This window comes from Clostridium fungisolvens (assembly GCF_014193895.1).
GTDB classification, from domain to species: domain Bacteria; phylum Bacillota; class Clostridia; order Clostridiales; family Clostridiaceae; genus Clostridium_AR; species Clostridium_AR fungisolvens.
The window spans coordinates 2,466,592-2,492,388 of sequence record NZ_BLZR01000001.1; the positions used below are offsets into that span (position 1 = coordinate 2,466,592).

A 25,797-nucleotide genomic window follows, 5' to 3' on the forward strand; every position below is an offset into this window, starting at 1 on the left:
GGAGGGTTTTAAGATGCAAATTGTCAATAACATAAGTGATGTTAGAAAAATTATTAAACAGTGGCAAAGAGAAGGTCTTTCTGTAGGTTTTGTGCCTACTATGGGATATCTCCATGAAGGCCATGCTTCATTAATTGAAGCTGCAAATAAAGAAAATGCTAAAGTTGTAGTAAGTATATTCGTTAATCCTATCCAATTTGGTCCAAAAGAAGATTTAGATAAATATCCAAGAGACCTTGAAAGAGATAGCAAAATAGTTGAAACATCTGGTGGTGATTTAATATTTAATCCAAGTCCTTCTGAAATGTACACCGAAGATTTTTCCTCTTTTGTTGAAGTTAATTCACTCACTGATGGACTTTGCGGCGCTAAGAGACCTGGCCACTTTAAGGGAGTTTGTACTGTAGTTACCAAGTTATTTAATATAGTTACCCCTGATAAAGCGTATTTCGGAGAAAAAGATGCTCAGCAGCTTGCGGTGATTAAAAAAATGGTAAGAGACTTAAATATTCCTGTAGAAATAATTGGCTGCCCTATTATTAGAGAAAATGACGGCCTTGCTAAAAGTTCTAGAAATGTATATCTAAACTCAGAAGAAAGAGCTGCTGCACTTGTACTAAGTAAAAGCTTAGAAAAAGCTAAAGAGGCTTTAAAATCTGGAGAAAGATCTAGCGAAAAAATTAGAGATATCATAATGGGCACATTATCTTCAGAACCTTTGGCTCAAATTGATTATGTTGAAATTGTAGACAGTATCTCACTAACTTCTATTGATTACATAGAAAACAGTATTCTTATTGCTATTGCAGTCTTTATCGGTAAGACTAGACTAATAGATAATTTTACTTTTAAACTTTAATTATTTGGGGGATAAATAATGATATTGAATATGCTTAAATCTAAAATTCACAGAGCAACTGTAACTCAAGCTGAGCTAAACTATGTTGGAAGTATAACTATAGATAAAGTTCTTATGGAAGCTGCGGGAATTCACGAATATGAAAAGGTCGCTATTGCTGATATAGATAATGGACAAAGGCTTGAAACTTACGTAATAGCTGGCGAGCCTAACAGTGGTGTTATTTGTCTTAACGGTGCTGCTGCACGTTGCGTACAAAAAGGCGACAAGGTGATAATAATGTGTTATTGTCAATTAGATGAAAACGAAATAAAAGAACATAAACCTACTGTTGTCTTTGTAAATGATGATAACTCTATTTTAAATGTTGGCAACTATGAAAAACATGGCGAAATATCAGACAAGTATTTGAATGAATAAATGATTTTGCAACAAGATTAAATAATTACTAAATAAAATTAAAGGTACAGCATGTTAGTAAATATATGCTGTACCTCTTTATTTCCTAAATAATCTCTATTTAATTAAGCTCATAACTGCATTTACTCATAAACAACATTGTCCTAATTGCAACTACGATTGCTGCAATAAATATGATTACAAAGTACGCTAACCCAAGCAAAGGGATAAATATAAAGATGAATGTTAAAGCAAATCCAATCTGCAAAAACAAATACTGCTTCCACTTGTCATCTGCCTCTAGTTCTAAAGAACTGTTCCCTTTTTGCCGTGCCATTTCTTGTATTCCTTGAAATAGATTATAAATAGTGAGTAAATTAAATATTATAGAAACAATAAAAAGAATTATCGCAATTAAAGCTGATGATGTAAAAGTAAAATTCGTAAGTGGTATAGAAGAATTAAAGATTCTAGGAATTGATAAAATTATTAAAACAATATTATACTTTCCAGCCTTTAAAAAATAGCTGCTTTCATTAGACAATTTGCTAATCCCAATAGCAAAGAAAATATATCCTACTATGTCAGGCAAAATATCAAAATTATTAATATTAAAACTCAACATAACAAAAAGAAATCCCCAAAAAAGCCACGTAAATCCCTTCTTCTTCATAAACATCCCCTAATAATTATTAATTTTTGTATTTATAGTAATATAATACCATATAGTTTTATAAAAATAAATCATTACTTAAAATCAAAATAATGTTGATTTAAGTAATGATTTATTTAAATCCCTAGTTAAAGTTTAACTCAGGATAATTCATAAAGTTTTAAGCCTCAATACTTGCTACAGTGGTGCCAGCAGTACTCTTAGCATTCTCTTCATTTCCCATTGGTGGCATTAAAATGTTTTTTATAGAATCCCTTTGCGCTTCAGTAATTGTTCCATTTTCAACAAGACCATCTAGTGGATCCACAAATTTAGATTTACTTGTATTTGAATTTTCTTTTAATGATTTAAATGCATTGATTACTGCTGTTTGTTGATCTTCAGAAATAGTTCCGTCTGAAACCAAACCACTTAGCTTCTCATCAATATTAGGTATACCTTCTGGTCTTTTATGATGGGTATGTGATTTTGATATATTTTTAAAAGTTCCCTTAATGGAATCTGCTTGATCTTGAGAAATTACACCACTACTTACAAGTGTGCTTATTGGGTTCGTTGGCCTGCTACCATATGTACCTGCTACATTTGATTTCATAGAACTGCTGAACGCATCTTGAATAGCAGTTTTTTGATCTTCTGTTATTGTACCATTAGAAACTAAACTCTCCAGAGGATCAGTAAAGCTAGTATTTTGACTTGCTTGTACAACATTAAAATTAGACTGATAAACATCTTGATCCTCATAATTACTGCGACGAACCTTTGATATTTGTTGATTTGAATTTGAAACTTGTGTAGTACTATTAGTATACCAACTACTTGAAATTCCGTTTATTGTTGACATAGCATCAACTCCTCTTCTCATATTATTATAAAATTTTTACTACTCTTAAAAGTATACTTTTAACTTACTTAAAAAATATCGAAATAATATGTGAAGATTGTGTGAGTTAGACATTATTTCCATTGAGATTGTCTTACAAATACTTATTAAGAACATGAAAACCACAAAATTCTTAAAAGTTTCTTAACTTTTTCATAAATATTCCAACTTTCTCCTTTTACAATGTATATTCACATTGAGAGGTGATTTTATGGATTTTAATAATATAGAAAAATTAGTATTACTTTGCAAATCGGGAGATGAAAGTTCAAAAGAAGCAATAGCTGCTGAATTTACCCCTTATATAATCAATTTATCTAAGAAGTGTTATGTTAGTTTCTATGACTTTGAAGATATAAAGAACGAATGTTATTTCACTCTTTTTAAATGCATAAAGTTATATGATACGAGAAAGCATAGATTTGTAGCTTATGCCACAAATGCTCTAAGAAATTCAGTAAATTTACTTATAAGAAATTCTCTTAATAAGAGACCTCTAGATGGTACTCAAACTATTAGTTTTGACTCTAGTATCGACGAACTGTCTGTAATAGATGATATGAATTTAGAGGATTTTATTTGTAATAAATTAATTGTAACTTCTCTTCATAGTCAAATAAAAAAACTAAGTTTAGAAGAACAAGAATTAATTGATTATGTATACTTTAAAGGCTGCACCTTTAGAAAATATGCTGACCTTAAAAATATATCCTACTATAGGGTTATAGGCATGAAAGATAGGATACTTGATAAACTTAAAGCTTCTACTAGTAAAAAAACTTCTGTTAGCCGCAACCTGTTAAATTAACACATTAAATAGAATATTATAATAAGTAGTCAGAGTTTTGTTATATACTCTGACTACTCAATAAATCCTTTTTTTCGCTTATCTTCTGCATTATTGAACAATGCCATTGCCGTCTTCATTTTCTTAAAATTAGATTTCTCGTAAAAACCTTCTTTTCCTGGGGCTGCGTATAAAATATAATTACAATTTGGAATCGTATCTGTTATTTTTTTCAAAAGAACTTTCCCTATTCCTTTTCCCTGATATTCCGGTAAAATTGCTAAATCATATATTGCCGATTGATATACTCCATCTGAAATCGCTCGTCCAAACCCAATTAAGTTTTCATTATCAAAAGCAAAAACAGCTATATAACTATTATTAAAAGCTTTTTTATGAACTTCTGGATCTGAATATGACATTCCAACAGTACTTAATATCTTCGGTATATCATTCCAATCTATATTACAACAATTGTTTTTATATATTATTTCCACAGTTATTACTCCTTCTTCAGATTATTTATTTTCATGTTTTTTATCTTTATCTATGTGCATAATATCCTTGTAATGCCTTTAAGGCTTTAGTTTCTCGATATACCCAAGGATTTATATCATTACCTTTCTCAAGTATTTCTTCATTTATAGAAATGGCCTTATCTAATTCAGTTAGTATTGATGAAAATCCTAAATCTTTCTCATAGTCATCTAATTGTTGATTTACCTTACCCTCTTCAATTTCACAAAGATAATAATGGGAAACCATCTCAAAAATAGAATCTTCTTCGTACTTATCTAAATTTCTCTGTACAATTTGTCCAACTTTTTCTTTTACCATTCTCACTATATATCCTGTTTCTTCCCTAACTTCCCTTTTCAAAGTATCTTCATGAGTTTCATCTTTCTTGGCTCCTCCACCTGGAAACTTATAATCACCTTTGTTAGTCTGCACTAATAGAATCCTATTTTCACATAGAATAACCGCTCTAATCGCTTGTCTATTAATTATTTTTGTTGATGCTATATCAAAGTCTTGGATTCCAATATTATATTCAAAAATCATATTCATTTCATCCCTTTTATTATTTTTTGCATTTAGGCTATGTTTAATTTCAACACAGTGCTTTAACCGCACCTATATTTATTACTAATTATCATTTCAACAACTCTATTTATTAATACTAGGACTGTACTTATTAATCCTACATTTTCTCCACTTAGAATATTAAATAGTGACAGTATTCCTATAATTACAAACATCAACCCTGATGATACATCAGATAATGTTTGATACTTAATATATTTCTCATAAATATCTCTATCCTCATTCATGCACCTATTTATATTGGTATCTTTACTAAAAATTGATATTACCATAATTAATATACCAAGGATTATTATTAAAATACTAATTAAAATCTTAATCATTTAATATCTCCTAAAATGTGAAACATTGGTTATAAAACCCTACTCATTATATATAAACAAAGACATTCCCGAACCACAGTTACTGTTGGGTCTTTTCTCAAATCCTGACTTTTCATAGAAACCTTCTTTTTCAACTGCACTCATAAGCTCAATACATACTTTCCATCCCTTTGGAGTTTTATCTTTTATAAAACTTATTATATCTTCAACTATTAATTTACCTATGCCCCTACCTTGATAACTAGGAGAAACTACTAAATCTTTTATAAAATACGACATACTACTATCTCCAAAAAGCCTCCCCATTGCAATTATCTTACCTTCTTCCATTACACAAACATTGTACAGGGAATTTTTAAGTGCTAGATCAACTTGCTCTACGGATGGATGCCCCCACCCAACTGCTTCTACCAAATCAATAAATACTTCAGATGTGAGTATCCCTCTTTTAATTTCAATCATTTTTACCACCATCTTGTGAATTATTTTTTCAGAGACTTCAATTGTTACCAGTAAATTTTCTACAACTAAAATTGCTAAAATTAAACCTATTAATATCCTCTAATAACTTTATTTTACAGCATTTTTAATATTATTGTAATCCAATATATTCTAAAATCATCTATAATAATATAAAGATATAATTGAGAGCTTTAATCTAAGTTTTTCATAAAAATACTATGGAAATATTAAATTTGAGGTGTATTATGAAAAAAAGCAAAAAAATCTTTATATTTATATTATGTTTTATATGTTTTTTACTTTCCATACATGAAATAACTTTTTTAATAGATCAGTCTGAAATAAAAAATGGTAATAATCCTGTGTTTATATTTAAGAAAGAAGTTTATAAGGATGGCGGAACAACAATTTACTACGGCTTAGGATACCAAATAATATCATGGAATACAGTTAGTTCAGAAAATATAGATGGTGTAGAGAAGGACGGAACATTAAAAGGAATAGAGACTCATAGATTTCCGTTTTATAATAGCGTAACTAAAGGTGGTAAACCGTTAATAAAATTAGAATTTGCTGAGGGAGTTTTTTAAAAACTCCCTTTTACTATGTCACCATATAGATAATCTGATAAGTTAAATTTATTTTTTAAAACTTCAAAAGTAAATACATTTTTTTATTTGATGCCGAATAGAAATTTTGTTAATCTAAATCTTCTAATTACCTCATAAGTTATCAAACAAATCATAAAAGTGAGTGTAATTATCGAAATATATTGTAATAAAAATATATTTACCGATCTCAATATAAAATACCCTATGATAACGAGATAAGTCTGATGAATTATATATATAGGAAAAGCAGCTTTTGAAAAGTATGAAAGAAAACCTGCTTTAAAATTAAGATACCTTTTTCCATAACCAATCCAAGCTAATAAAGAAATCCATATTGTGAAATAGTAAATTAATGAAAATATAATACCTAAAGTGCTAAATCCATCTAGCCAACCTACAGTATATATCTCAATAAGCATTGTTATTGAACCGATAATTGTTACAATTAGATAGTACAATCTATATTTTTCTATCATCTCGCATATTTTATCGTCTAAAGTAAGAATGAATCCTGCCATAAAAATCAATCCATATACAAATATATTCTTTCCTCCAATACTCGGAAGAATGGATATAACTGTTATAGCCAGTCCTAGAATTGTTATTTTTAATGGATGACTAAATAACTTAATCAGCTGACTTTTAATTTTATTAGATTTGGATATGCTTCTCATTAATGGCAATGTTAATATAGATATTACAAATAAGAAAATTATGAACCACAATGGACCTGGAGTAAAACTTCCAAAGTATCCACTTAAATCAGAAAAATCACTAAAAAACTTTTTTAAGTAGTCAAAAAAACTATACTGATAATCATAATGAAATTTTATGGCAATATAACCTTGAGGCGGCATAACAATTAGTATTCCAACAAATAGCGGAACAAACAGTCTCAAAAATCTTTCCTTAATATACTGTTTATTTGTTCTACTAGCCAAAGAAAACCTACTAGACATACCAGCAAGTAAAAACATTAATGGCATAAACCAGAATGAAAGAAAAACCAAATTTGTGGTAAACAAATGGGGAGTACCTTGTACATAATTAGGCTCGTTTCCATCAAAAATTCTTGCCGTATGAAAAGGAAATAAAAAAAGTATACAAATATTTCTTAACCAATCTATATAATGTTTTCTCATTATATCCTCCTTAAGATTTAACCGCTGTTAAAACACCTATTAAAATTAAGTGGTTTGCCATCCAATACTTTAATAAGCTTACCACTTAACTTCACAATATACTTTAACATAGTCATAAGTTAAAATTAGCTTCAAATAACTTACTATTTTATTGTATTATTTTTTCACTTTTACACCTAAATCTTATTATATATAAAATACCAGTAAACTTCCATAATATAATCTTTTCAAAATAAGTCAATTAAAATAACACTGAACTAATTTTCTCCTTTATGTCTTTCAGCAATGTCTTGTAACGCTTCAAAAAACAAATTTGGCTGATCTAACATTGTCATATGTCCAGCATTTGGTATTAAATAGTATTTTTTTAAGGGAGCTTCTATTTTATTAAAATAATCTTCAGCCTCACTATAAGGAGTTTGCCAGTCATTCCCTCCCATTATATAAAAGATTGGTATCTCATATTTATTAGTTTCTAATTTTAAATTGAAATTCACTAAGAATTCAACTAATTTTCCATTTGATTTAAAGGCTTTCATCAAAGCAATAATATCTGATAATTTAAAGATTGGACTCTTAAAAGCAATTAGTGATATTGATAAATCCATACTTGCAGCTAGCTTATACTTTTCTTGAAGTTTTCTCAATTTCAAGCACTTTTTCAACCACTCTTCACTATATTCTTTATCTGGATACTCACCTATATCTTCAAGCTTTTTTAGTGATTTAATATCATTTTTTTTCGAGATTAATTCTTTAACCTTTTCATAACCAACTCTTTCATTGTCTAACATTGAGACAACTTGGCCAACCCCAATATAATAAGATACTTCTTCTGGGTATTTTTTTATAAAAGTACTACCTAAAACACTCCCCCATGAATGTCCAAGTAAGATTACTCTATTTTTATTATATTTTTTCTTTAAATAATGAACTATATCATATAAATCCTTTAGCAATAAATCTATAGTAGGATATTTATCTGGATTTTTAGTTAGAGTCTTCCCTGCTCCTCTTTGATCCCAATGGATTACTGTATATAAATCTTCCCACTTTCCTTGAAATCCTTCAGTGAACAATGATTCAGCACTTCCTGGTCCACCATGTAAATACAACATTACTGGATTATCATAACTTGTGCCATTATGAAACAAAAACTGCTCTATCCCATTGATATATACATACTCTTCAACATAAATTAATTTATTTAGCTTTTTTCTCATAATATCAATTCTCCCTTTTTCGATTCCTATATATTTCTATATGTATGAAAAGTTAAATTATTCTTAAATAGTTACTTTGCTGTCTTCTATTTTAGTGCTCTTATGAGCTAATATCTATGTATAGGCAATGAATATTATAGACTTATTATTAATTTGGGATTGAAGTGTTTTATCTTTATATAAATATAATTTTAATATGGAGAATTATGCTCTGATTAACTGTTCTACAATAACATAAAAGGTAAGGTGATTTTATGAATAATGAAGATTTAGATACTATACTTGGTTGTATGGCAACAAGCGTTAACATGCCACATATGCAGAGAATTCAAACAAAGCACAGAGTCAAATTGGCTGAGTTTTGGGATATAAAGAAAGGTTCAAGAATATTAGAGATAGGCTGTGGTCAAGGTGATACTACTGCGGTTTTAGCTTATATGGTTGGACAAGACGGGTTTGTTCAAGGAATTGATATTGCTTCCCCAAGCTATGGTGCCCCAATTACAGTTGGTGATTCAGTTGATTATCTTAAAAATTCCACATTAGGTAACCAGATTAAAATAGATTTAGAGGTTGATGTACTGTCTCCTTCTGTAGAATTTGAAGATGGATCCTTTGACATGATTATTCTTTCACATTGTAGCTGGTACTTGAAATCATCAGAAGAACTTTTAGGTATATTAAAAAAAGCAAGAAAATGGGGAAAGAAACTTTGTTTTGCTGAATGGGATACAAATCTACATCTTAAAGATCAATATCCTCACTTATTAGCAGTTCTTATCCAATCACAATATGAATGTTTTAAAGAAAATAGTATTTCCAATGTCCGCACTTTATTTACACCAAAGGATATCAAAGAAATTGTTATAGCCTCAGGCTGGAATATTACTAATGAGAATCTCATTCATTCACCTTCACTTCATGATGGTAAGTGGGAAATTGATATGGTTTTGCATAACTATCCGATAGAATTGGAAAACTTAAAAGCCACTTCTAACAAACTGGCTGATTTGATTAAGTCTGAAGTAGATTTATTAAAACACTATATCAAAGAAAATGATATTGAGCCATTATCCACTTTTGCATTAATTGCAGAATAGTTTTCAAAGAGCATGATAAACATTGAAAATTTCTTGGTTTAGGTCACTTAAAAACTTTACACTTTCATTTACACTAAAAATTGCTACAAAGATATTTCTTTGTAGCAATTTTTTATATAATATTCTTCAAAATATAATTACATATTTATCATTCTTGTGCACTCAGTTGCACATTCGCTACAAACATGAGCACAAACCTGGCAATGTTCATCTTTAAACTCTCTACATTGATTTTGACACTCTTGACATACTGTAGCACATAACTGACATATTTCTTTTGAAAATCCACTTCCTCTAGCCATAAGACATGCTGCAGTCGAACATATTTCTGCGCAATCTTGAAGAGTTTTTATACAAGTTCCTCTTGCCTCTACATCAGCCTCTTGAAGGCACATGCTAAAACATTCCTGGCATATTTGAGCACACTTAACACATAAATCTATACAACTTTGAGTTGGATTTCCTCCTTGCATAAGAGAAATAACTGGTACCTCTAATGATGTTGACATAATAAACTCCTCCTGTTAACTAAAAATATTTGTATACAGGATTTAAAATTCCCCTTCCCTATTTTAAATATTCTTTTTAGTATTATAATAATTAATACCATTTTCAATACTAAAATGAACTATTTAAGATTAACTTTCCATCCTTGTCATAATAATCATATGTTGCTACCAGGTTACCAGTTTGGGCTTCATCTTCTACTTTGCAATATTCTAGTATGTTTCGTGTATTTGAAAAGTTGATCCTATATTTTTTATCAACAGTATTTACAATAACGTATTTTATTGTAGGATTTTCAACTCTTCCATAGTAAATAAGATACTTACCAACACTTGCTTGAAAAACCTGTGCTCGCGCACTGCCAAAGAGACTATTTATATTTGTAACCTTACGCCTATTAAACAACTTATCTCCTAATTGTAATAAAAATAACTTGTTATTAACTTCAACTAAAGTATATTTTTCCTTTCCAAGATTTATGGACTGTAATATATAAACATCTTCCATATTAGCACTTTTATCTATTAAATTTCGTACCCCTCTTTTAGCCAGTTTCTCATTATCAAAATTTACTGTAATGGAAAAATAGTAAATTAGAACTAAAATAACTGCAATCGGTAGAAAAAATAAGTACTTTTTTCTTGGCTTTCTCATTTTACCACCTACTAATATTCTTTTGTTTGAGAATAAAATATCCAACTTTTATAAAATATATTCAATTAACCTACAGGTCTATTTTAAAACTCTACTGAAACTTGAAAGTAGGTATAAAAAAATAAGTAGGAAGAATATTCATACCTTCCTACTGTTATATTTATTAATCAACTACTTTTTACTACTCATTTCTTTAGCCGTATCTATTAACTTATTATATAGGTAAACATCGTTTGCATCGAAATATTCCAGTGTAAACTTATCTATGGAAAACCAATCAACTGCACTATTTTCATCTTTTTTAACTATAAGTGCTTCTGTTTCGTCAGCAATCAATATATAAGATATTGAAAGATGTAAATGTGCACTTACATACTTTCCATTTTTATAATGACCATAAACAGGTAAGATATCAAGTGAAGCTATTTCACCTTTTAATTCAGCTACTCTAGAAATTCCGGTTTCCTCTTTAGCCTCCTTAATTGCTACATGAAGAAGATCATCATCCCCATCAGCATGGCCTCCAGTCCATGCCCATGTATTTCTTATATTATGGTGAATCATAAGAGCTTTGTCTAAATTTTTGTTCATTATAAAGCCTGAACTTGTAATATGCGCAAATTCATTATCTCTAATTAAAATATTGTGTGGGTACTGATTTATATATTCAAGAATAACACTCTTATCTTTTTCTTCTTGTTCATTTTTAGGAATATATCTATTAATTTGTTCTATAAAATCCATTACTATTGCCTCCATTTATATACGTTCAATATTCATATACCAATTATATACATGAAAGCTTCATTTTTCAAATATTTATCCTAGTCTTACTTGCATTCTACTGCACAGACTTTGTTTTCATCATAAGGTGCTCATTTATGCCTTTTCTATAAAAGCTAGGTATAATACCAACTTGCTCATATCCTATGCTTTCATACAACTTCTTTGCTTCTTTATTAAAGTCTGCCACCATTAGAAATATCATACTATCTTTTTTGAATGTATTTTCTTCAAATTGTTCTATCAGCTTTTTCCCTATTCCTTTACCTCGTAATTCTTGTTTAACTGCAATTATATGAAGATATGTATGTATTCCAAAAGCACCATATCTTTCATACCAAATAAAACCCAGACATTTTCCATTGATATCTGTTGCTACATCTATTTCTTTATTATTCAGTCCACCTAATAGTATTTTTCTAGCATCGAAACTTTTAAAATAGGCTTCTCCTATCTCTGAATTAATTAGTGCGTCGTAACAATCTTCCAAGTGATTTACATCACCTTTTTTAATTTCTACATCCATAGATTCATCTCCTTAATATTATTTTAAGTAACTTCTTTTCATCTTGTTAGATCATAGTAAAAAATCAAAGGATCTAGTAATAAATTCATTAGTTTTTTTCATCTATCCAAAAAAAATATTTAAATAGTATTTCAATAATTTTATTGAAATCTTCTATGTATAAATCAGAAAAGATTTCCACGCGTTCATGTCGGTTATTTCCTGGAAAATATTTCAAGTAATTATTGTACTTATTACTTCTCTATCACCTTTGGGGGGTAAATTTTTAGTCCTTTTCTTCCTTATACCTTAAAGTTATAATATGAGATCTACAAATTATCCCTTTCATATTTACCCTCATCTTCATAGCTAACTTATTAATTAGCATTCTTAATTGGTTTTAAATTTAAAATTCTTATTTCATAATACTTTAGCTCTTTATTCTAATTATAGATAAATAGATCCCCCGCTTATACAAAAAAAGCTAAATTAAAGTTATTCCAGCTAAATGAGCAATTGATGTATTACATAGAATAGTCCTTTAAATTAGTATAATTACTATATTTATATATTCAAATAATTATATAAATATATACATAAACTGAGGGTTAGGATAATTATACCACCGCATAAATAACCTAACCCTTTATATCATCTTTTCAAATTCATTATATTATTTCATTGCCTTCAGCTACAGCTGCAATCCATGATGCTGATTTCTTTTTGACTCTAGCATACTTATTTGTTAGATCAACACTTACAAACCCATATCTGTTTTTAAAAGCATTATTCCATGACCAGTTATCAATAGCTCCCCAATAGTGATATCCTCTGCAGTCAGCGCCATCTTCTATTGCTCTTGCTACCCATTCTAAATGCTCTTTAACAAAATCTATTCTATAATCATCTTCGATTAATCCATCAGCATTTTTATATTTTTCTTCGCCTTCAACACCCATTCCGTTTTCGGATATAAAGAATGGTAGTCCTGGACATTCTTTAGTTATCTTCATCGCAAAGTCATAAATTCCTTTAGGGTATATCTCCCAGCCTCTATAAACATTCATCTTTCTTTCTGGCCAGATATAAGGATCTGAGAATTTAGGGTTTCCATACTCATCAAACTTCTCTGCTGGTGCCTGAACCCTTGCTGGTTGATAGTAATTGAAGCCTAACCAATCTACTTTACCACAAGATAAGATTCCTTGGTCTCCTTCTCTTAAATCAGGTAAAAGACCTAGTTCCTCTAATGTATCTAATACATCCTTAGGTAGTGTTCCTTTGCTGCATACATCAAGCCACCATCTATTATGTATACCATCAGTCATTCTAACTGCTTCTAAATCTTCCTTCGAAGGGTTTTCTTTAGTATAAGGTGGTGCAAAATTATTAATTAGTCCTATATCACAGCTATCAGGAATAGCTCCTTCTGCCTTTAATTTATTAAATTCTCTTACAGCTAAACAGTGTGCCAACGTAATATGATATTGTACAGTCATACCTTTTTTGTGATTTACTTCATATGGATACCAAGCTCCATTCATGTACATTTGCATTGGAACAACTATTGGTTCATTGAATGTGAACCAATGCTTAACCTTTGAACCAAATTCTTTAAATGCTAGTGTTGCAAAATTTGAATACGCCTCTACCACTTCCCTGTTTAACCATCCACCTCTATCTTCAAGATACTGAGGTAAATCGAAATGGTGTAAGTTCATAAATACATCAATACCATTTTCTATTGAACAATCTATAACCTTATGGTAAAATTCCACGCCTTTTGGATTCAAACTTCCATCTTTATCAAGAAGCCTTGACCATTGAATGGATGTTCTATATGATTTAAAATTCAAACTCTTTAATATCTTTATATCTTCTTCATATTTATTGTAGAAATCATTACCTACATAAGAACCTACATTATTGTGGAATGCATTAATTTCTAAGTCAGACCAATGATCCCAAACTGATGGTAATTTTCCATCTTTATTATGTGCTCCTTCTGTTTGTGGACCTGACATAGCTGCTCCGAAAAAGAAATCCTTTGGTAGTTTATAATTTGCCATATTAAATCTGCACCTCTCTCCTCAACCTTCATACATATGTTTATTAATTAAATGTTCAAAATGTCCTAAGTTCATTTTATCAACTGATATTATTCTCTTGATTAGTTGTCTATACAAGAATTTTTTTCTTTAAGTTTAAATTATGTTATAATTTATTTATTAATATAATCATACTCAGTACGTTGACTTTATTTAACAATATCCAGCATAGCAACTAAATAGTTCCTATATTGAAACTTTATTTATACTTGTACGTAAGTCTCGGTTTATGGAGATTTTGAGACATGTATAAATTAATAGTTGAGCTAGGAACTCTATAATTACATTAGATAAACATAGACTAGGGGGATTAGCTTGAAAAGTAAGGAAATTATTGATGACTTAATTAGTAAGATTATATCAGGTGAAATGCCTGCTTCTTCTAAAATTCCTTCTGAAACACAATTATCAATTAAATACGACTGCAATAGACATACGATTAGGAAGGTTATTGATCATCTTATTGAAAGAAATTATCTAACCAAAAATTCTAGTGGACTCACTTACGTTATGGATTTCACAGCATATGATAATAACAATCTTTTTATAACTTCATTGTCTGATCATCATATAGCTAAAAATATAAAATCTGATGTACACAAATTTGAACTAGTTACAGCTCCTGATGATATTTGTGAGCATCTTAATATAGAAAGTGGCTCTAAAGCTTGGTATATTATAAGGGTTCGTTATGTTAATTCTAATTTACATCATTTAGAAGAAATTTATATGCCATATTCAATCTTTTCTAATCTTACAGTAAAAGATTGTGAGTCAAGCCTACTAACTTACATAGAATCTCAGTATGACTTTAGAATAAGTCATAGTATAAGAAATATTAGTTGTGTAAAACTGAATAATGAGGAGAATAGTCTGTTAGATCTTCCAAAAGATACTTTAGTTATGCAAGTTACCAACACAGGCTACTTAACTAATGGACGAGTATATGAATACTCTTTAACAAAAACAAGAGAAAATAGACTTACCTATTATTGTCGAAGATAAGTTATTTAGCATAAAAAAACTTATTATTAATATTTTTTCTCATATATGAAATTAAGGCTTATACGCAAAGAATCGCAAATGCAATTCACATTTGCGATTTTTTATTTTTAATTAATATTTTCCTGCAAACATACTCGCGCCATTATCACCATTATATGGTTGAGCACCTTCCACTGTAACATGATATATTACAAGTTTGTACTGCTCCCCTTTAGGGATATTATTTTTAAATGTAAGTATATATACACTTCCTAGTCCATTCTTGGACTCTATTTTAACTATATCTCTTGTAAGAGAATTATTTTTATCAACTTCGCAATTTTGCCCAACAGTGGCTATTCCTTCTGGCTCTTCATTTTTTAAATCTTTTATCCAATAATTTGTAGGTTGTTCGGCCAAATTTTTATCTACATCTCTATCGTATGTTATCTTGATTTGATTAGCTGAAATTTGTTCAGACTTTAATAATCTTGGAATTGAATTTTGATCATAAGTCTGAAAAGTTGAGCGTATTGTTGGGTTTTCCTCTGTAGGTCTAGCGCTTACATCATCATGGAAGCAAGGCTGAGTGATCATAAGTGTACAGAAAATTAGAAAACTACTAATAAACTTCTTCATGTTTCCCTCCTATTATATCCAATTCTTATAGCCTAGAGTTATATTTCCCAAAAAACTTAAACTTATTACTTTTTTAACTATTTTCCTTGATTTATAAAATTAGGCTGTTAAGGACGGTGTTAAAATTAAGTGATTATCCATCCGATGTTTAACCACCAAATTTCAATAACATTCTTAAACACTTCACCTGGGACAAAATGATTCAATCTAGTAATCTAGAGCCAGTTGCTTTTGATAAAACTAATACTCCTATATACAAATATCAATTTAATCCTAAAAATCCATCTGAAATTCATTCAGATGAGTTAAAATGGTATCCTGTTAATAACCAATGACTTCAGGATTTCACATACTTTTATAACTGTGAAATTGTAAAGATATAGTTAAGTAAAATATAAACATAACTTATTCAGGAATCGTACTATTTCACATATTTTATAGATAAAAGAAAAAGTCCCAGCCCTCTTAAATTAAGAGAGCTGGGACTTTTTTTACTATTATATTGTATTAATATCCGTTCACAACCACATCAAGCTTGCCAGTTTCAGGATCTATAATCAACCCATGTACTTTTATATCCTTTGGAATTAAAGGATGATTTTTTATTAGTTCAACACTTTCCTTAACTGATTCTTCTACAGAATTAAAGCCGTGAAGCCACTTCTTTACATCAATGCCCGCATTGCATAAGGTGCTTATTACATCTTTTGAAATGCCTCTTTCCATTGCCTTTTCTAAAGTGCTATCCACATTTAAGTTGCTCATCCCGCAACCATGGTGTCCAATTACTAAAACCTCATCAGTTTGAAATTCATATACTGCAACAACAATACTTCTTACTATACTTCCAAATGGATGCATTATCGAAGCACCTGCATTTTTAATTAGCTTAACATCACCATTTTTCAGATTAAGCGCCTTAGGAAGAAGTTCTGTAAGCCTGGTATCCATACAAGATAAGATTACCAGCTTCTTATTAGGATTTTTAGTTGCTCTGTATTTATCATATTCTTTGTTTTCTACGAATTCCTTATTAAATTCAAGTATTTCTTGTAGTTTACTCAAAACCACACCCCCAAGTCTTAAAAATCAATTAGCTAATTATAACATAAATACTATACTCATATCCAATAAGGAATTTTATTTGTATAATATTTATTATTCTCCACTACTTTATCTTACGAAACAATTATATTCTAATAGGTTAAGTTTTAAAATCCACAAGTTTTTTTACTTATTTTAATATTAACCTTGCCATTATTGTGATAACACCAAAACCATTAACTAGCAAATTACAAATAAAATGCGCAGTCATCGGAACATATATATTTTTAGTTTTTATATAAGATAAAGTAAGCGGAACTGCCCAAATCGCTGCTGTTAATAATCCTAATGGCTTTAATGAATGCTCCAATGCAAACAATAATACTCCTAAAATAGAGGATATAATTAAAAGTTTTCTATTCTCAAAGTTCACTATTGCTTTCCTATAAAAAGCCTCTTCTGCTATAGGAGGAAGAAGAATTGTTGTACATATAAAAGCTAATAATGATGGAATATTGGTTACCCTAAACACTCCCATTCCATCATCAACATTTGGAAACAACAATGAAACTACTATTCCTACTCCAAATGCTAATGCCAGTGATATTGCCGTTCCTAATACCTGAATCCAAAAGCTTTTCCCACTTTTCCACTGTTCAAATAACTTTTTAAAACTTATATAGCCTATGAACATAAAATAAACTGCTAAGACAAAATAAAAAATCAAATCACAATACACCCTATTTTCTTTAGTAAATCCAGCACTAACAAATAAGTAAATGACCTGCCATATGATAGGAGCTACTAAAAATTTTATTTGTGTTCTTGTCTCTTTTGACAATTCTTGAATCCCCCTTTTTAATTATATATTACCAATTTTCTTTGCATACTTTTGCTGCTTTTAATATCTTCTTCACCTTTTAACTCCATCTAAATATTAAGCTGATTTTATTTACTAAACTCTTTCTAAATAATATTCTTTATTTTAGTAATATATATCTTTGTATGGGAATTTTAACAAAATGTCTTATTAAATGATATTTCATTTTATCATCAAAATTTGAAAAACTTTTTATTACATGTACATTGCTATGAAGTTTTTGTTGCATATAAGCCTGTATTAAAAAATGTTGGCAAACAAGCTTAATCCCACCAACATTTTTTTAATACATCTTTATAGCTTTTTTATAAACATATTCCAGACCGAACCGGAATCTATTTTATCTCCTTTTAACCATAAAAATTATTTATGTCTATAATAATATCTATTGTTGTAGCAGTGCATCTCAAATTTACTTCTAAATACTTACAATCACTACTTAAACGCAACATACTGACCTTCATATTCAGCCAGTAATTTAGAGACATTACTGCACGTAACCTTAAGACTTAATCTGCCTTTTTTATGTTTTCTATACATTTCGAAAAACTTATTTCTGTCTTTTTCCTCTAAAAGCTCACACTCAGCAATGAAATCACAATCGATTGGAGCTAAATATTCTATATTACTTTTTCTGATAACAATATGCGCTTCTGGATCCACTTCCTTTATATTGATAAACACCATGGCCCAACCGCAAACAGTCATCAAAGAATTTATACTTCCGCCAAAAGCTGTGTGCTTGTGATTTATATTTGGTTCAAGTTTTGCAGCAACTTTTACTTTATTTTTCGTGAATTCAACTATAGTAAATCCCATCTTTTCAGTGATTGGAATATGATCATATAAAAATTGTTCAAATTCGTGTTTTTCCATAAGTTCCTCCATATCCTTTAATGCAAATCTTGTATATTTATCATATCAATCTCTTTTTTCACATTGTATTTATCCCTGCAAATAATATAAATTAACACAAATATAATTGTAGGGATATTAGCTAAAATTAGCGATATTATGAGCCCTGATATAACTTCTATTGGCATTTAACATCACACTCAATTTTATTTATTGTAATTTAAATAATAGCTTCAATAATATTAAGCCTACACTTCAACATTATTAAAATCAAGTACTCTCTTACAAATAATTCAAATACCATTACTACTGCTTTCATAAATGAAATTCTGCATTTTCATTTTTATATTCTTTCATTTTCATTCAATATTAAAGCTATAAATTTATTAGAAATATTGTTTCAAAAATAGAAATATATTAGAAATATCTCAAAAAAAATGATACTATAACCATTGTGGTATTTATTTATTATGAAGCTTAATAAAAAAGAAAATTCAAATAATTTTAGTTTCAGTAAAATATGTTTTAAAATATATATTAAATAATCTTATATATATTTCCTTTTTATAAAGTAAATTTACTTATAAATAAACATGAAAGTATAAAAAAATCAACGTTATTTTGGATAAGAGGGGTACTATGGATATAAATGTTGTTATTAATCAAATGCTACAGTTATTTATTATTTTAGGTCTGGGCTATTTTTTAAATAAGATAAAAATCTTCGATGACACTTTGAATCAAAAACTAAATAAGTTACTACTCAATGTTACAACACCTGCTTTGGTGTTGGCATCTGTAAGTTCAATTAAACAAAGCAATAATACTAAAGAAGCTCTGTTTGTATTTTTAGTCGCTATAATCATTTTCACTTTATTACCATTGTTAAGTTATATGCTAGTTAGAATCATTAGGATTCCAAGACATCAGCGAGGAATTTATATGTTTATGACAGTTTTCTCTAACATAGGCTTTATGGGATTCCCAGTTATGAAAGCAATTTTTGGCAACGAAGCTGTATTTTATACTTCTATCTTCAATATGATTTTCAATATTTGGGTATTTACTTTAGGTATAGTTCTAATAAATTATGGCACTAATAATAAAGTTAATTTAAGCTTCAAAAGCCTTTTATCTCCTGGAATAATATCATCATTACTTGCTATAGCTATTTACTTTTTAAGAATACCTGTACATCCTGTATTAAAATCTACTTTTGATATGGTTGGTAATATAACTACCCCAGTAGCGATGATGCTTATTGGTTCTACTTTAGCTAATTTAAACATTAAAGAAGTTTTTACAGAACTTAGAATTTATCCTTACACAATAATCAAACAGATTTTGATTCCTTTTATCGCATACCCACTTTTAAAATATTTTATAACAAGTCCATTAGTTTTAGGTGTTGCTTTAATTAACTTAGCTATGCCTGTTGGTAATAGTGCCGTATTGTTCGCAAATCAGTATGATGGCGATGTAGAACTGGCTGCAAAATCTGTTTTTATTACTACTTTGATTTCTGTATTTACAATTCCACTGATTGTAGCTTTATTCTTAACTTAATATATATTTCAAACATAAAAATAAAACTTAAGCTTATCCGATAATTCTTTAAATGTAGAATTACGAATAAGCTTAATTTATTTTAAATAATTCTTACATTTTTAACTCTATTCTTATTATCGAAACATTTAACTAATAAAACCGAACATTAACTCACTATATTAAATATAATAAATTATAGCATTTTTTAGGGAGAACTTATGGAAAATAATTTTTCTGTGCGTCGTGCCGGAAATGATAAACTAGATTTAGCATTAATACAAAAAGAGAAATCTGCATCACTTATTGTTATATTAGCATATATAATCCTTATTACTTCAGCAAATAAAGAAAGAGAAATCATACTAAAAAAACAAAGAGGAATAAGTACTTCCAATGACCTAGAGCCAACGCAACTTGTAGTACTTTCAAGCAGTTTAACTTTAATAGGCAATATTTTTCTAGGCGAAATAGCTTTTGTTAGACTTAGAGAACTACAAAAGAATATCCAATCTGGAGAAAGTAATTTTTCATTAACGCCTAATCTAAATATAACTACAGGATTTATGTTTTCTATTATAGGAAGTATATTCAAGACTGTAGGTGTTATACAAAGAGCAAATGAACAGGCACAAACGACTATCCTATAGCTTAGTTCAACCTTTTCCAATTCATATTATGAACATAGACCTTCTAATACATTCTTCCACAAATCTAATAGACTTAACTTCAATAAAGTTCAACTATTATACTTTAAATTCCAAAAAGTTATTTACTTTTAGCAATATATGATTTACAATGAAGTTACCAAATGTATGAAAGGAGACTGTAAAATGTTAATTTTAAAGCTAAGATTAAATGAAAACCTAATATTAAAATATACAGTCTGCTGTCAGTAATTAAAAATATTATCTATCCCATAAATATTTTTGATATTTAATACGAATCTTTTGACCGCGGACTTCATATCTGCGGTTTTATTATATTGTATTACTAAAGTTATAAAATATCTTGCTTATATGCATGAGCAATTAAATTATTGAGCTTTGGTATAATAAATCATTGATGATACCGCAGAGAAAATCTGTGGTTTTTTATTTTGCTAATATTATAGCCGCAGTGCAATGCTCTAACAGTTAGGGTTCATTGTTTTGCGGCTTTTATTTATGTATAGTACTTTCTTTAAGACACTTATTGATGTGGCGAAATTAATTTTATTGACTAATGTCACTCATAAACCTTATGAAATAATAATATTGAAAAGTTCCTAGGAGGAGTTAGAAATGAGCTTAATCAGGTAAATTGCCAACAAAACTCGAAGTTAAAATTGTGATCAGGAGGCAAAAAATGAGGTTACGACTTTCAAAGTAGTTCATCTTTTAATACAAATTAATAAATGAATATAAGCATATTCATTATCTTGATTGGAGGAAATTATATGATAACAGGAAATATAGATGGAATAAAAAAATTGATACTGGAAAGACTTGAGGCACTCTATGATTTAAATATAGATAATAGCAGTATTTTCTCTTATGAATTGGTTTCAGAAATGAATGATATTAGTAGAATTATAAAAAAAGAATTGTGTGTGGTTATAAATAGAAGAGGAAAAATAACTGATATTTCAATCGGAAGCTTAAATAATGCAGAGATCCCTTATATAGACGGAGCAACGAAAAGACTAAGCGGTTATAGAGTAATCCATACTCACCCTTCTGGAGATAGTACGCTATCCTCAATGGATACTTCTGCATTAATGGAGCTTAAATTAGATGCTATGGTTGCTATTGGCGTTAAGGAAAATATAGAAGAGGTAAAAGTAAACATCGCCTTATGTGATATTTATGATAATAGCCTGGCTTTTAAAGAAATGAGAAATTTAACTTTATCCTCTGCTCTACATTTAAATCTCAGAGAAAAAATATCTTATGTTGAAAAAATTATTACTGAAATAAAACAGCAAGATGATGATATTGAAAGAGCCATTTTATTTGGAAATGACAGCGAAGAAAGTCTTGAAGAACTTTGTGGTCTTGCTGAAGCCTGCGATGTAGTTCCAGTATTTAAGGTTTTCCAAAAGAAAAATAAAATTAATACTGCTTATTATGCAGGACAAGGAAAAATTGAAGAACTAAGTTATTTAAAACAGATAAAAAATGCCAATGTAGTAATATTTGATGACGAATTATCAGGGTCTCAGCTTAGAAACCTTGAGGAAACTTTAAAATGTAAAGTTATAGATAGAACTACCCTTATACTTGATATCTTTGCTAGACGTGCAAAAAGTAAAGAAGGAATGCTTCAAGTTGAGCTAGCAATGCTTAATCATAAAATACCAAGACTTAGAAATGCAAATGCTAATCTTTCTAGAATTAGAGGTGGTGTTGGTTCAAAAGGTCCTGGCGAGAAAAAACTTGAAACAGATAGAAGACATATTGAACGTAGAATCGAAGAAATAAGAAATGAACTTACTAGAGCTGCAGAGCAAAGATCTATTCAAAAAGTGAAAAGAAATAAAAGTAGTATAAGCCAGGTTGCTATAGTTGGATACACAAACGCTGGTAAGTCGACCCTTAGAAATAAGTTATGTGAAATTTCAGCTACCAATAAAATTGATAAAGATGGAGTTTTGGAAGCAGATATGCTTTTTGCTACCTTAGATACTACTGTAAGAGCTGTTACCCTAAGTGATAATAGAAGAATAGCTTTATCAGATACCGTTGGTTTTATAAGTAAACTCCCTCATGATCTAGTTGAAGCCTTCAAATCAACCTTAGAAGAAGTAATTGACGCCGATTTACTATTACATGTAATAGATGCTTCAAATGAAGAAGTCTTAACCCAAATTAAATCTGTGAACTTAGTTCTAGAGGAGCTAAATGCACTTGATAAAAACACTATTGTTGTTCTAAATAAAGTAGATAAGGCTTCAGAAGAAAACTTAAAGCAAGTACGAGATTTTTTAAAAAACCAGAAAGCAATAGAAGTCAGTGCTGTAAAAGAAATAAACCTATCATTGCTACTTGATTATATAGGTAAAGAAATCCCAGTAAAACTGATGGAAAAACAGTTTTTAATTCCATATACTGAACAAAAATTTGTATCAATACTTCACGATAATTCTAAGATTCTTCATGAAGACCATCTAGAAGAAGGCACTAAAATAAAAGCTTTAGTTCATGAAGAAATTTATAAAAAGTGCCTAGCTTTCGAAGTTTTAGCAATATCTTAACCATAATAAAGCTATGTTTAAAAGTAGTATTTAAATATTTTAAATGGGGAACCACATGTTGGTTACCCTTTAATTTTATTGAAAACTTATAGCATTTATAATTCTTTAATTTTAATCAAAAACACATTTAGAATTTTATTAAGCTCTATAATTATCATTTATCTACTACTTAATATTGCTATAAATGCAACTATTATCATCATCATAATTGCAGGTATCATAAGAAATAGAAACAATCTCCTTCCCTCTTTACTTGCAAAATTTATAGTTACTCCTTTACCATTTTTTCTATCAACAGTACTAGATGGATCTTTAGGATTAAAATAGAAGAAAAAGAACTTCCTATTTTCGTCCTTATTATCATTATTCATTTATATCACCTCTCTACTTTAATTTATGGATGCACCACTTCGTAATAAAACTTATTATTTTTAAATTCTCTCACCATAACCCGTGAGAGTTTTAAAAATAGATTTCTGATCTAAGTGGTACATCTTTAACATTATTTCTTATATAAAGATTTAATTATCAAACTTTATCATTCAGTAGGACCATATGAATATGATCTTCCCATCTACCATTGATCTTAAGATATTTATATGCTAGACCTTCATTATAAAACCCTAATTTTTCAACGACTCTTAAAGATCTCTTATTCTTAGGCATTATATTGGCCTCAATTCTATGAAGCTTAAATTCACTGAACATTATATGAACACCTTTACTTAGAGCTTCTGTCATGTATCCTTTGTTTATTTCTGCACCATCAAGTTTATAACCTAAAAAACAAGACCAAAATGCTCCTCTCACTATGTTACTAAAGGCTAATGTCCCTATAACTTTATTTTCATCTTCTTTCTTATAAATCCAAAGCCTTAACATATTTTCCTTTAATATATTTTCAAGATCATTCATTAATTGTATCTCATGGGTTTCTTTTTTATAATACTCTTCATCTTTAGTTGGTTCCCATTCTTCAAGAAAACCTCTATTTCTCATATAATAATTTAATACTTGTCCAGCATCTGCTTCGTCTAAAACCTTTAAAATTAATCTATCAGTTTCATAAGTTTTTTGCATATTATCCACCTCAGCCTATTACCTTATTAATTAAATATAATAGTTTTATAATAAATACTATTTTAAACTGCTTTATATTTTTAAACACTCACTTACATTAAGTATTTAATTTGTAATTTACGAATATTATTACTTTATAATATTTGCTTAATAGGATACCTTTTTTATTTTTATTGAATCTATATAAATATATAATATTTTGATAATACTAACGATGTACTGCTAAATTTTTAATTTTAATTTAGAAAATGCATTATACTTATAAAATTATAACAAATATTATTCTAAAAAAGCAACTAACTCTCTAATATGTTAAACTAATACAGTTTTTTTGACATATTTATAAAAACATTGTAAACTACATTTAGACAAACATTTTTGTTTAATTAAATAACAATATTCGTATTTAGAGGTGTAACTAATGGAAAATGTTTTTGATTATGAAGATATTCAATTAATCCCTGCAAAGTGTATAGTAAACAGTAGATCTGAATGTGATACTACTGTGGAATTAGGCGGTCGTTCATTTAAGTTACCTGTGGTTCCTGCAAATATGCAAACCATAATAGATGAAAAAATTTCAATATATTTAGCTGAAAATGGTTATTTCTATATAATGCATCGTTTTGAACCTGAAAAGAGAATCGCTTTCATTAAAGATATGACTTCACGCGGATTATTCTCCTCAATCAGTGTTGGTGTAAAAGAAGATGAATATAGATTCATCGAACAATTAGCGTCAGAAAATCTTGTACCTGAGTACATAACTATAGATATCGCACATGGGCATTCAAATGCAGTTATCTCAATGATTCAACATATAAAGAAGCACTTACCAAATAGTTTTGTTATTGCTGGAAATGTTGGTACTCCAGAAGCAGTAAGAGAACTTGAAAACGCTGGTGCAGATGCTACAAAGGTTGGTATAGGACCAGGTAAGGTTTGCATAACTAAAATTAAAACTGGATTCGGTACTGGTGGATGGCAATTAGCAGCACTTCGTTGGTGCGCTAAGGCAGCAAGCAAACCAGTTATAGCTGATGGTGGTATCCGTACTCATGGTGATATCGCTAAATCAATTAGATTTGGCGCAACAATGGTAATGATAGGCTCATTATTTGCAGGTCATGAAGAATCACCTGGAATAACTATCGAGAAAGATGGTAAACTCTATAAAGAATATTTTGGCTCAGCTTCAGAATACCAAAAAGGTGAGAGAAAAAATGTTGAAGGCAAGAAAATGTTCGTTGATTACAAAGGACCTTTAAAAGATACTTTAATAGAAATGGAACAAGATCTTCAATCTTCTATCTCTTATGCAGGTGGAAACAAGTTAGATGCAATTAGAAACGTTGATTATGTGATAGTCAAAAACTCAATATTTAATGGTGATAAAGTTTACTAGAAAAATT

At 29.2% G+C, this 25,797-nt stretch carries 29 protein-coding genes; 10 read left to right on the forward strand and 19 right to left on the reverse strand.

Going from position 1 to position 25,797, the window contains the following annotated elements; all coding sequences use genetic code 11:
* The first annotated feature begins 13 nt into the window (after positions 1-13).
* Both panC and panD read left to right on the forward strand, forming a co-directional pair.
* Positions 14-859 (forward strand): pantoate--beta-alanine ligase, encoded by an 846-nt coding sequence (gene panC / locus bsdtw1_RS10580; RefSeq protein ID WP_183277539.1) that lies wholly within the window; start codon positions 14-16, stop codon positions 857-859.
* Positions 860-877: 18 nt separating this feature from the next.
* The gene (gene panD, locus bsdtw1_RS10585) at positions 878-1,279 is read left to right on the forward strand and encodes an aspartate 1-decarboxylase (protein ID WP_183277540.1); all 402 of its coding nucleotides are present in this window, start codon (positions 878-880) and stop codon (positions 1,277-1,279) included.
* A 100-nt stretch (positions 1,280-1,379) separates the two neighbouring features.
* On the opposite strand, the gene bsdtw1_RS10590 is transcribed toward panD, so the two are convergent.
* Together bsdtw1_RS10590 and bsdtw1_RS10595 are read right to left on the reverse strand one after the other, a co-directional pair.
* A complete protein-coding gene (locus bsdtw1_RS10590) occupies positions 1,380-1,931 on the reverse strand; it encodes a hypothetical protein (RefSeq protein ID WP_183277541.1) in 552 nt (183 codons plus the stop codon).
* 160 nt (positions 1,932-2,091) lie between these two features.
* Positions 2,092-2,775, reverse strand: coding sequence for a hypothetical protein (locus bsdtw1_RS10595; RefSeq protein WP_183277542.1), 684 nt, complete (start codon positions 2,773-2,775; stop codon positions 2,092-2,094).
* Between the two features lie 250 nt (positions 2,776-3,025).
* On the opposite strand from bsdtw1_RS10595, the gene bsdtw1_RS10600 reads away from it, so the two are divergent.
* Positions 3,026-3,622: a sigma-70 family RNA polymerase sigma factor gene (locus tag bsdtw1_RS10600; protein WP_183277543.1), complete on the forward strand. Its 597-nt coding sequence runs from the start codon at positions 3,026-3,028 to the stop codon at positions 3,620-3,622.
* Positions 3,623-3,675: 53 nt separating this feature from the next.
* On the opposite strand, the gene bsdtw1_RS10605 is transcribed toward bsdtw1_RS10600, so the two are convergent.
* The 4 genes from bsdtw1_RS10605 to bsdtw1_RS10620 all read right to left on the reverse strand — a co-directional run bounded on the left by bsdtw1_RS10605 (position 3,676) and on the right by bsdtw1_RS10620 (position 5,490).
* A complete protein-coding gene (locus tag bsdtw1_RS10605; RefSeq protein ID WP_183277544.1) occupies positions 3,676-4,098 on the reverse strand; it encodes a GNAT family N-acetyltransferase in 423 nt (140 codons plus the stop codon).
* Positions 4,099-4,144: 46 nt separating this feature from the next.
* On the reverse strand, positions 4,145-4,663 hold the full coding sequence (locus tag bsdtw1_RS10610) for an NUDIX hydrolase (RefSeq protein ID WP_183277545.1): 519 nt from the start codon (positions 4,661-4,663) through the stop codon (positions 4,145-4,147).
* Between the two features lie 62 nt (positions 4,664-4,725).
* Entirely contained in the window at positions 4,726-5,028 is a 303-nt protein-coding gene (locus bsdtw1_RS10615) for a hypothetical protein (RefSeq protein WP_183277546.1), read from the reverse strand.
* A gap of 39 nt (positions 5,029-5,067) precedes the next feature.
* On the reverse strand, positions 5,068-5,490 hold the full coding sequence (locus tag bsdtw1_RS10620) for a GNAT family N-acetyltransferase (RefSeq protein WP_183277547.1): 423 nt from the start codon (positions 5,488-5,490) through the stop codon (positions 5,068-5,070).
* A 245-nt stretch (positions 5,491-5,735) separates the two neighbouring features.
* Here bsdtw1_RS10620 and bsdtw1_RS10625 point away from each other — a divergent pair, with 245 nt between their 5' ends.
* Positions 5,736-6,080, forward strand: a complete 345-nt coding sequence (locus bsdtw1_RS10625; protein WP_183277548.1) for a hypothetical protein — start codon at positions 5,736-5,738, stop codon at positions 6,078-6,080.
* Positions 6,081-6,163: 83 nt separating this feature from the next.
* Here bsdtw1_RS10625 and bsdtw1_RS10630 read toward each other — a convergent pair whose 3' ends face one another.
* Together bsdtw1_RS10630 and bsdtw1_RS10635 are read right to left on the reverse strand one after the other, a co-directional pair.
* On the reverse strand, positions 6,164-7,243 hold the full coding sequence (locus tag bsdtw1_RS10630; RefSeq protein ID WP_183277549.1) for an acyltransferase family protein: 1,080 nt from the start codon (positions 7,241-7,243) through the stop codon (positions 6,164-6,166).
* A 257-nt stretch (positions 7,244-7,500) separates the two neighbouring features.
* Positions 7,501-8,466 (reverse strand): alpha/beta fold hydrolase, encoded by a 966-nt coding sequence (locus bsdtw1_RS10635; RefSeq protein WP_183277550.1) that lies wholly within the window; start codon positions 8,464-8,466, stop codon positions 7,501-7,503.
* A gap of 254 nt (positions 8,467-8,720) precedes the next feature.
* Here bsdtw1_RS10635 and bsdtw1_RS10640 point away from each other — a divergent pair, with 254 nt between their 5' ends.
* A complete protein-coding gene (locus bsdtw1_RS10640) occupies positions 8,721-9,566 on the forward strand; it encodes a class I SAM-dependent methyltransferase (protein WP_183277551.1) in 846 nt (281 codons plus the stop codon).
* Between the two features lie 137 nt (positions 9,567-9,703).
* On the opposite strand, the gene bsdtw1_RS10645 is transcribed toward bsdtw1_RS10640, so the two are convergent.
* The 5 genes from bsdtw1_RS10645 to bsdtw1_RS10665 form a co-directional block, all read right to left on the reverse strand.
* Positions 9,704-10,075, reverse strand: a complete 372-nt coding sequence (locus bsdtw1_RS10645; protein WP_183277552.1) for a four-helix bundle copper-binding protein — start codon at positions 10,073-10,075, stop codon at positions 9,704-9,706.
* A 109-nt stretch (positions 10,076-10,184) separates the two neighbouring features.
* Positions 10,185-10,727, reverse strand: coding sequence for a VanZ family protein (locus bsdtw1_RS10650; protein WP_183277553.1), 543 nt, complete (start codon positions 10,725-10,727; stop codon positions 10,185-10,187).
* Positions 10,728-10,898: 171 nt separating this feature from the next.
* Positions 10,899-11,471, reverse strand: a complete 573-nt coding sequence (locus tag bsdtw1_RS10655; RefSeq protein ID WP_183277554.1) for an NUDIX hydrolase — start codon at positions 11,469-11,471, stop codon at positions 10,899-10,901.
* Positions 11,472-11,568: 97 nt separating this feature from the next.
* On the reverse strand, positions 11,569-12,036 hold the full coding sequence (locus bsdtw1_RS10660; protein WP_183277555.1) for a GNAT family N-acetyltransferase: 468 nt from the start codon (positions 12,034-12,036) through the stop codon (positions 11,569-11,571).
* Positions 12,037-12,683: 647 nt separating this feature from the next.
* Complete coding sequence (locus bsdtw1_RS10665; protein WP_183277556.1) at positions 12,684-14,084, reverse strand: glycoside hydrolase family 1 protein; 1,401 nt, start codon at positions 14,082-14,084, stop codon at positions 12,684-12,686.
* A gap of 354 nt (positions 14,085-14,438) precedes the next feature.
* Here bsdtw1_RS10665 and bsdtw1_RS10670 point away from each other — a divergent pair, with 354 nt between their 5' ends.
* Positions 14,439-15,128: a GntR family transcriptional regulator gene (locus tag bsdtw1_RS10670; RefSeq protein ID WP_183277557.1), complete on the forward strand. Its 690-nt coding sequence runs from the start codon at positions 14,439-14,441 to the stop codon at positions 15,126-15,128.
* A gap of 111 nt (positions 15,129-15,239) precedes the next feature.
* Here the strand turns inward: bsdtw1_RS10670 and bsdtw1_RS10675 are convergent, their stop codons facing one another.
* From bsdtw1_RS10675 to bsdtw1_RS10690, 4 genes are all read right to left on the reverse strand, one after another.
* Entirely contained in the window at positions 15,240-15,746 is a 507-nt protein-coding gene (locus tag bsdtw1_RS10675) for a hypothetical protein (protein WP_183277558.1), read from the reverse strand.
* A gap of 507 nt (positions 15,747-16,253) precedes the next feature.
* Entirely contained in the window at positions 16,254-16,811 is a 558-nt protein-coding gene (locus bsdtw1_RS10680; protein WP_183277559.1) for a beta-class carbonic anhydrase, read from the reverse strand.
* Between the two features lie 169 nt (positions 16,812-16,980).
* The gene (locus bsdtw1_RS23410; RefSeq protein WP_205245280.1) at positions 16,981-17,631 is read right to left on the reverse strand and encodes a CPBP family intramembrane glutamic endopeptidase; all 651 of its coding nucleotides are present in this window, start codon (positions 17,629-17,631) and stop codon (positions 16,981-16,983) included.
* A gap of 474 nt (positions 17,632-18,105) precedes the next feature.
* Entirely contained in the window at positions 18,106-18,546 is a 441-nt protein-coding gene (locus tag bsdtw1_RS10690) for a YiiD C-terminal domain-containing protein (protein ID WP_183277560.1), read from the reverse strand.
* A 618-nt stretch (positions 18,547-19,164) separates the two neighbouring features.
* On the opposite strand from bsdtw1_RS10690, the gene bsdtw1_RS10695 reads away from it, so the two are divergent.
* The 3 genes from bsdtw1_RS10695 (at position 19,165) to hflX (ending at position 23,305) form a co-directional block, all read left to right on the forward strand.
* Entirely contained in the window at positions 19,165-20,091 is a 927-nt protein-coding gene (locus bsdtw1_RS10695; RefSeq protein WP_183277561.1) for an AEC family transporter, read from the forward strand.
* A gap of 200 nt (positions 20,092-20,291) precedes the next feature.
* Entirely contained in the window at positions 20,292-20,720 is a 429-nt protein-coding gene (locus bsdtw1_RS10700; RefSeq protein WP_183277562.1) for a hypothetical protein, read from the forward strand.
* Positions 20,721-21,508: 788 nt separating this feature from the next.
* Complete coding sequence (gene hflX / locus bsdtw1_RS10705) at positions 21,509-23,305, forward strand: GTPase HflX (RefSeq protein ID WP_183277563.1); 1,797 nt, start codon at positions 21,509-21,511, stop codon at positions 23,303-23,305.
* A gap of 158 nt (positions 23,306-23,463) precedes the next feature.
* On the opposite strand, the gene bsdtw1_RS10710 is transcribed toward hflX, so the two are convergent.
* On the reverse strand, positions 23,464-23,676 hold the full coding sequence (locus tag bsdtw1_RS10710) for a hypothetical protein (RefSeq protein WP_183277564.1): 213 nt from the start codon (positions 23,674-23,676) through the stop codon (positions 23,464-23,466).
* A gap of 157 nt (positions 23,677-23,833) precedes the next feature.
* Positions 23,834-24,385, reverse strand: coding sequence for a GNAT family N-acetyltransferase (locus bsdtw1_RS10715; protein WP_183277565.1), 552 nt, complete (start codon positions 24,383-24,385; stop codon positions 23,834-23,836).
* A 421-nt stretch (positions 24,386-24,806) separates the two neighbouring features.
* Between bsdtw1_RS10715 and guaC the strand changes: the two genes are divergently transcribed.
* Positions 24,807-25,790 carry a GMP reductase gene (gene guaC, locus bsdtw1_RS10720; protein ID WP_183277566.1) on the forward strand — a complete coding sequence of 328 codons (984 nt, stop codon included), beginning with the start codon at positions 24,807-24,809 and terminating at the stop codon, positions 25,788-25,790.
* The last annotated feature ends 7 nt before the right edge of the window (positions 25,791-25,797 follow it).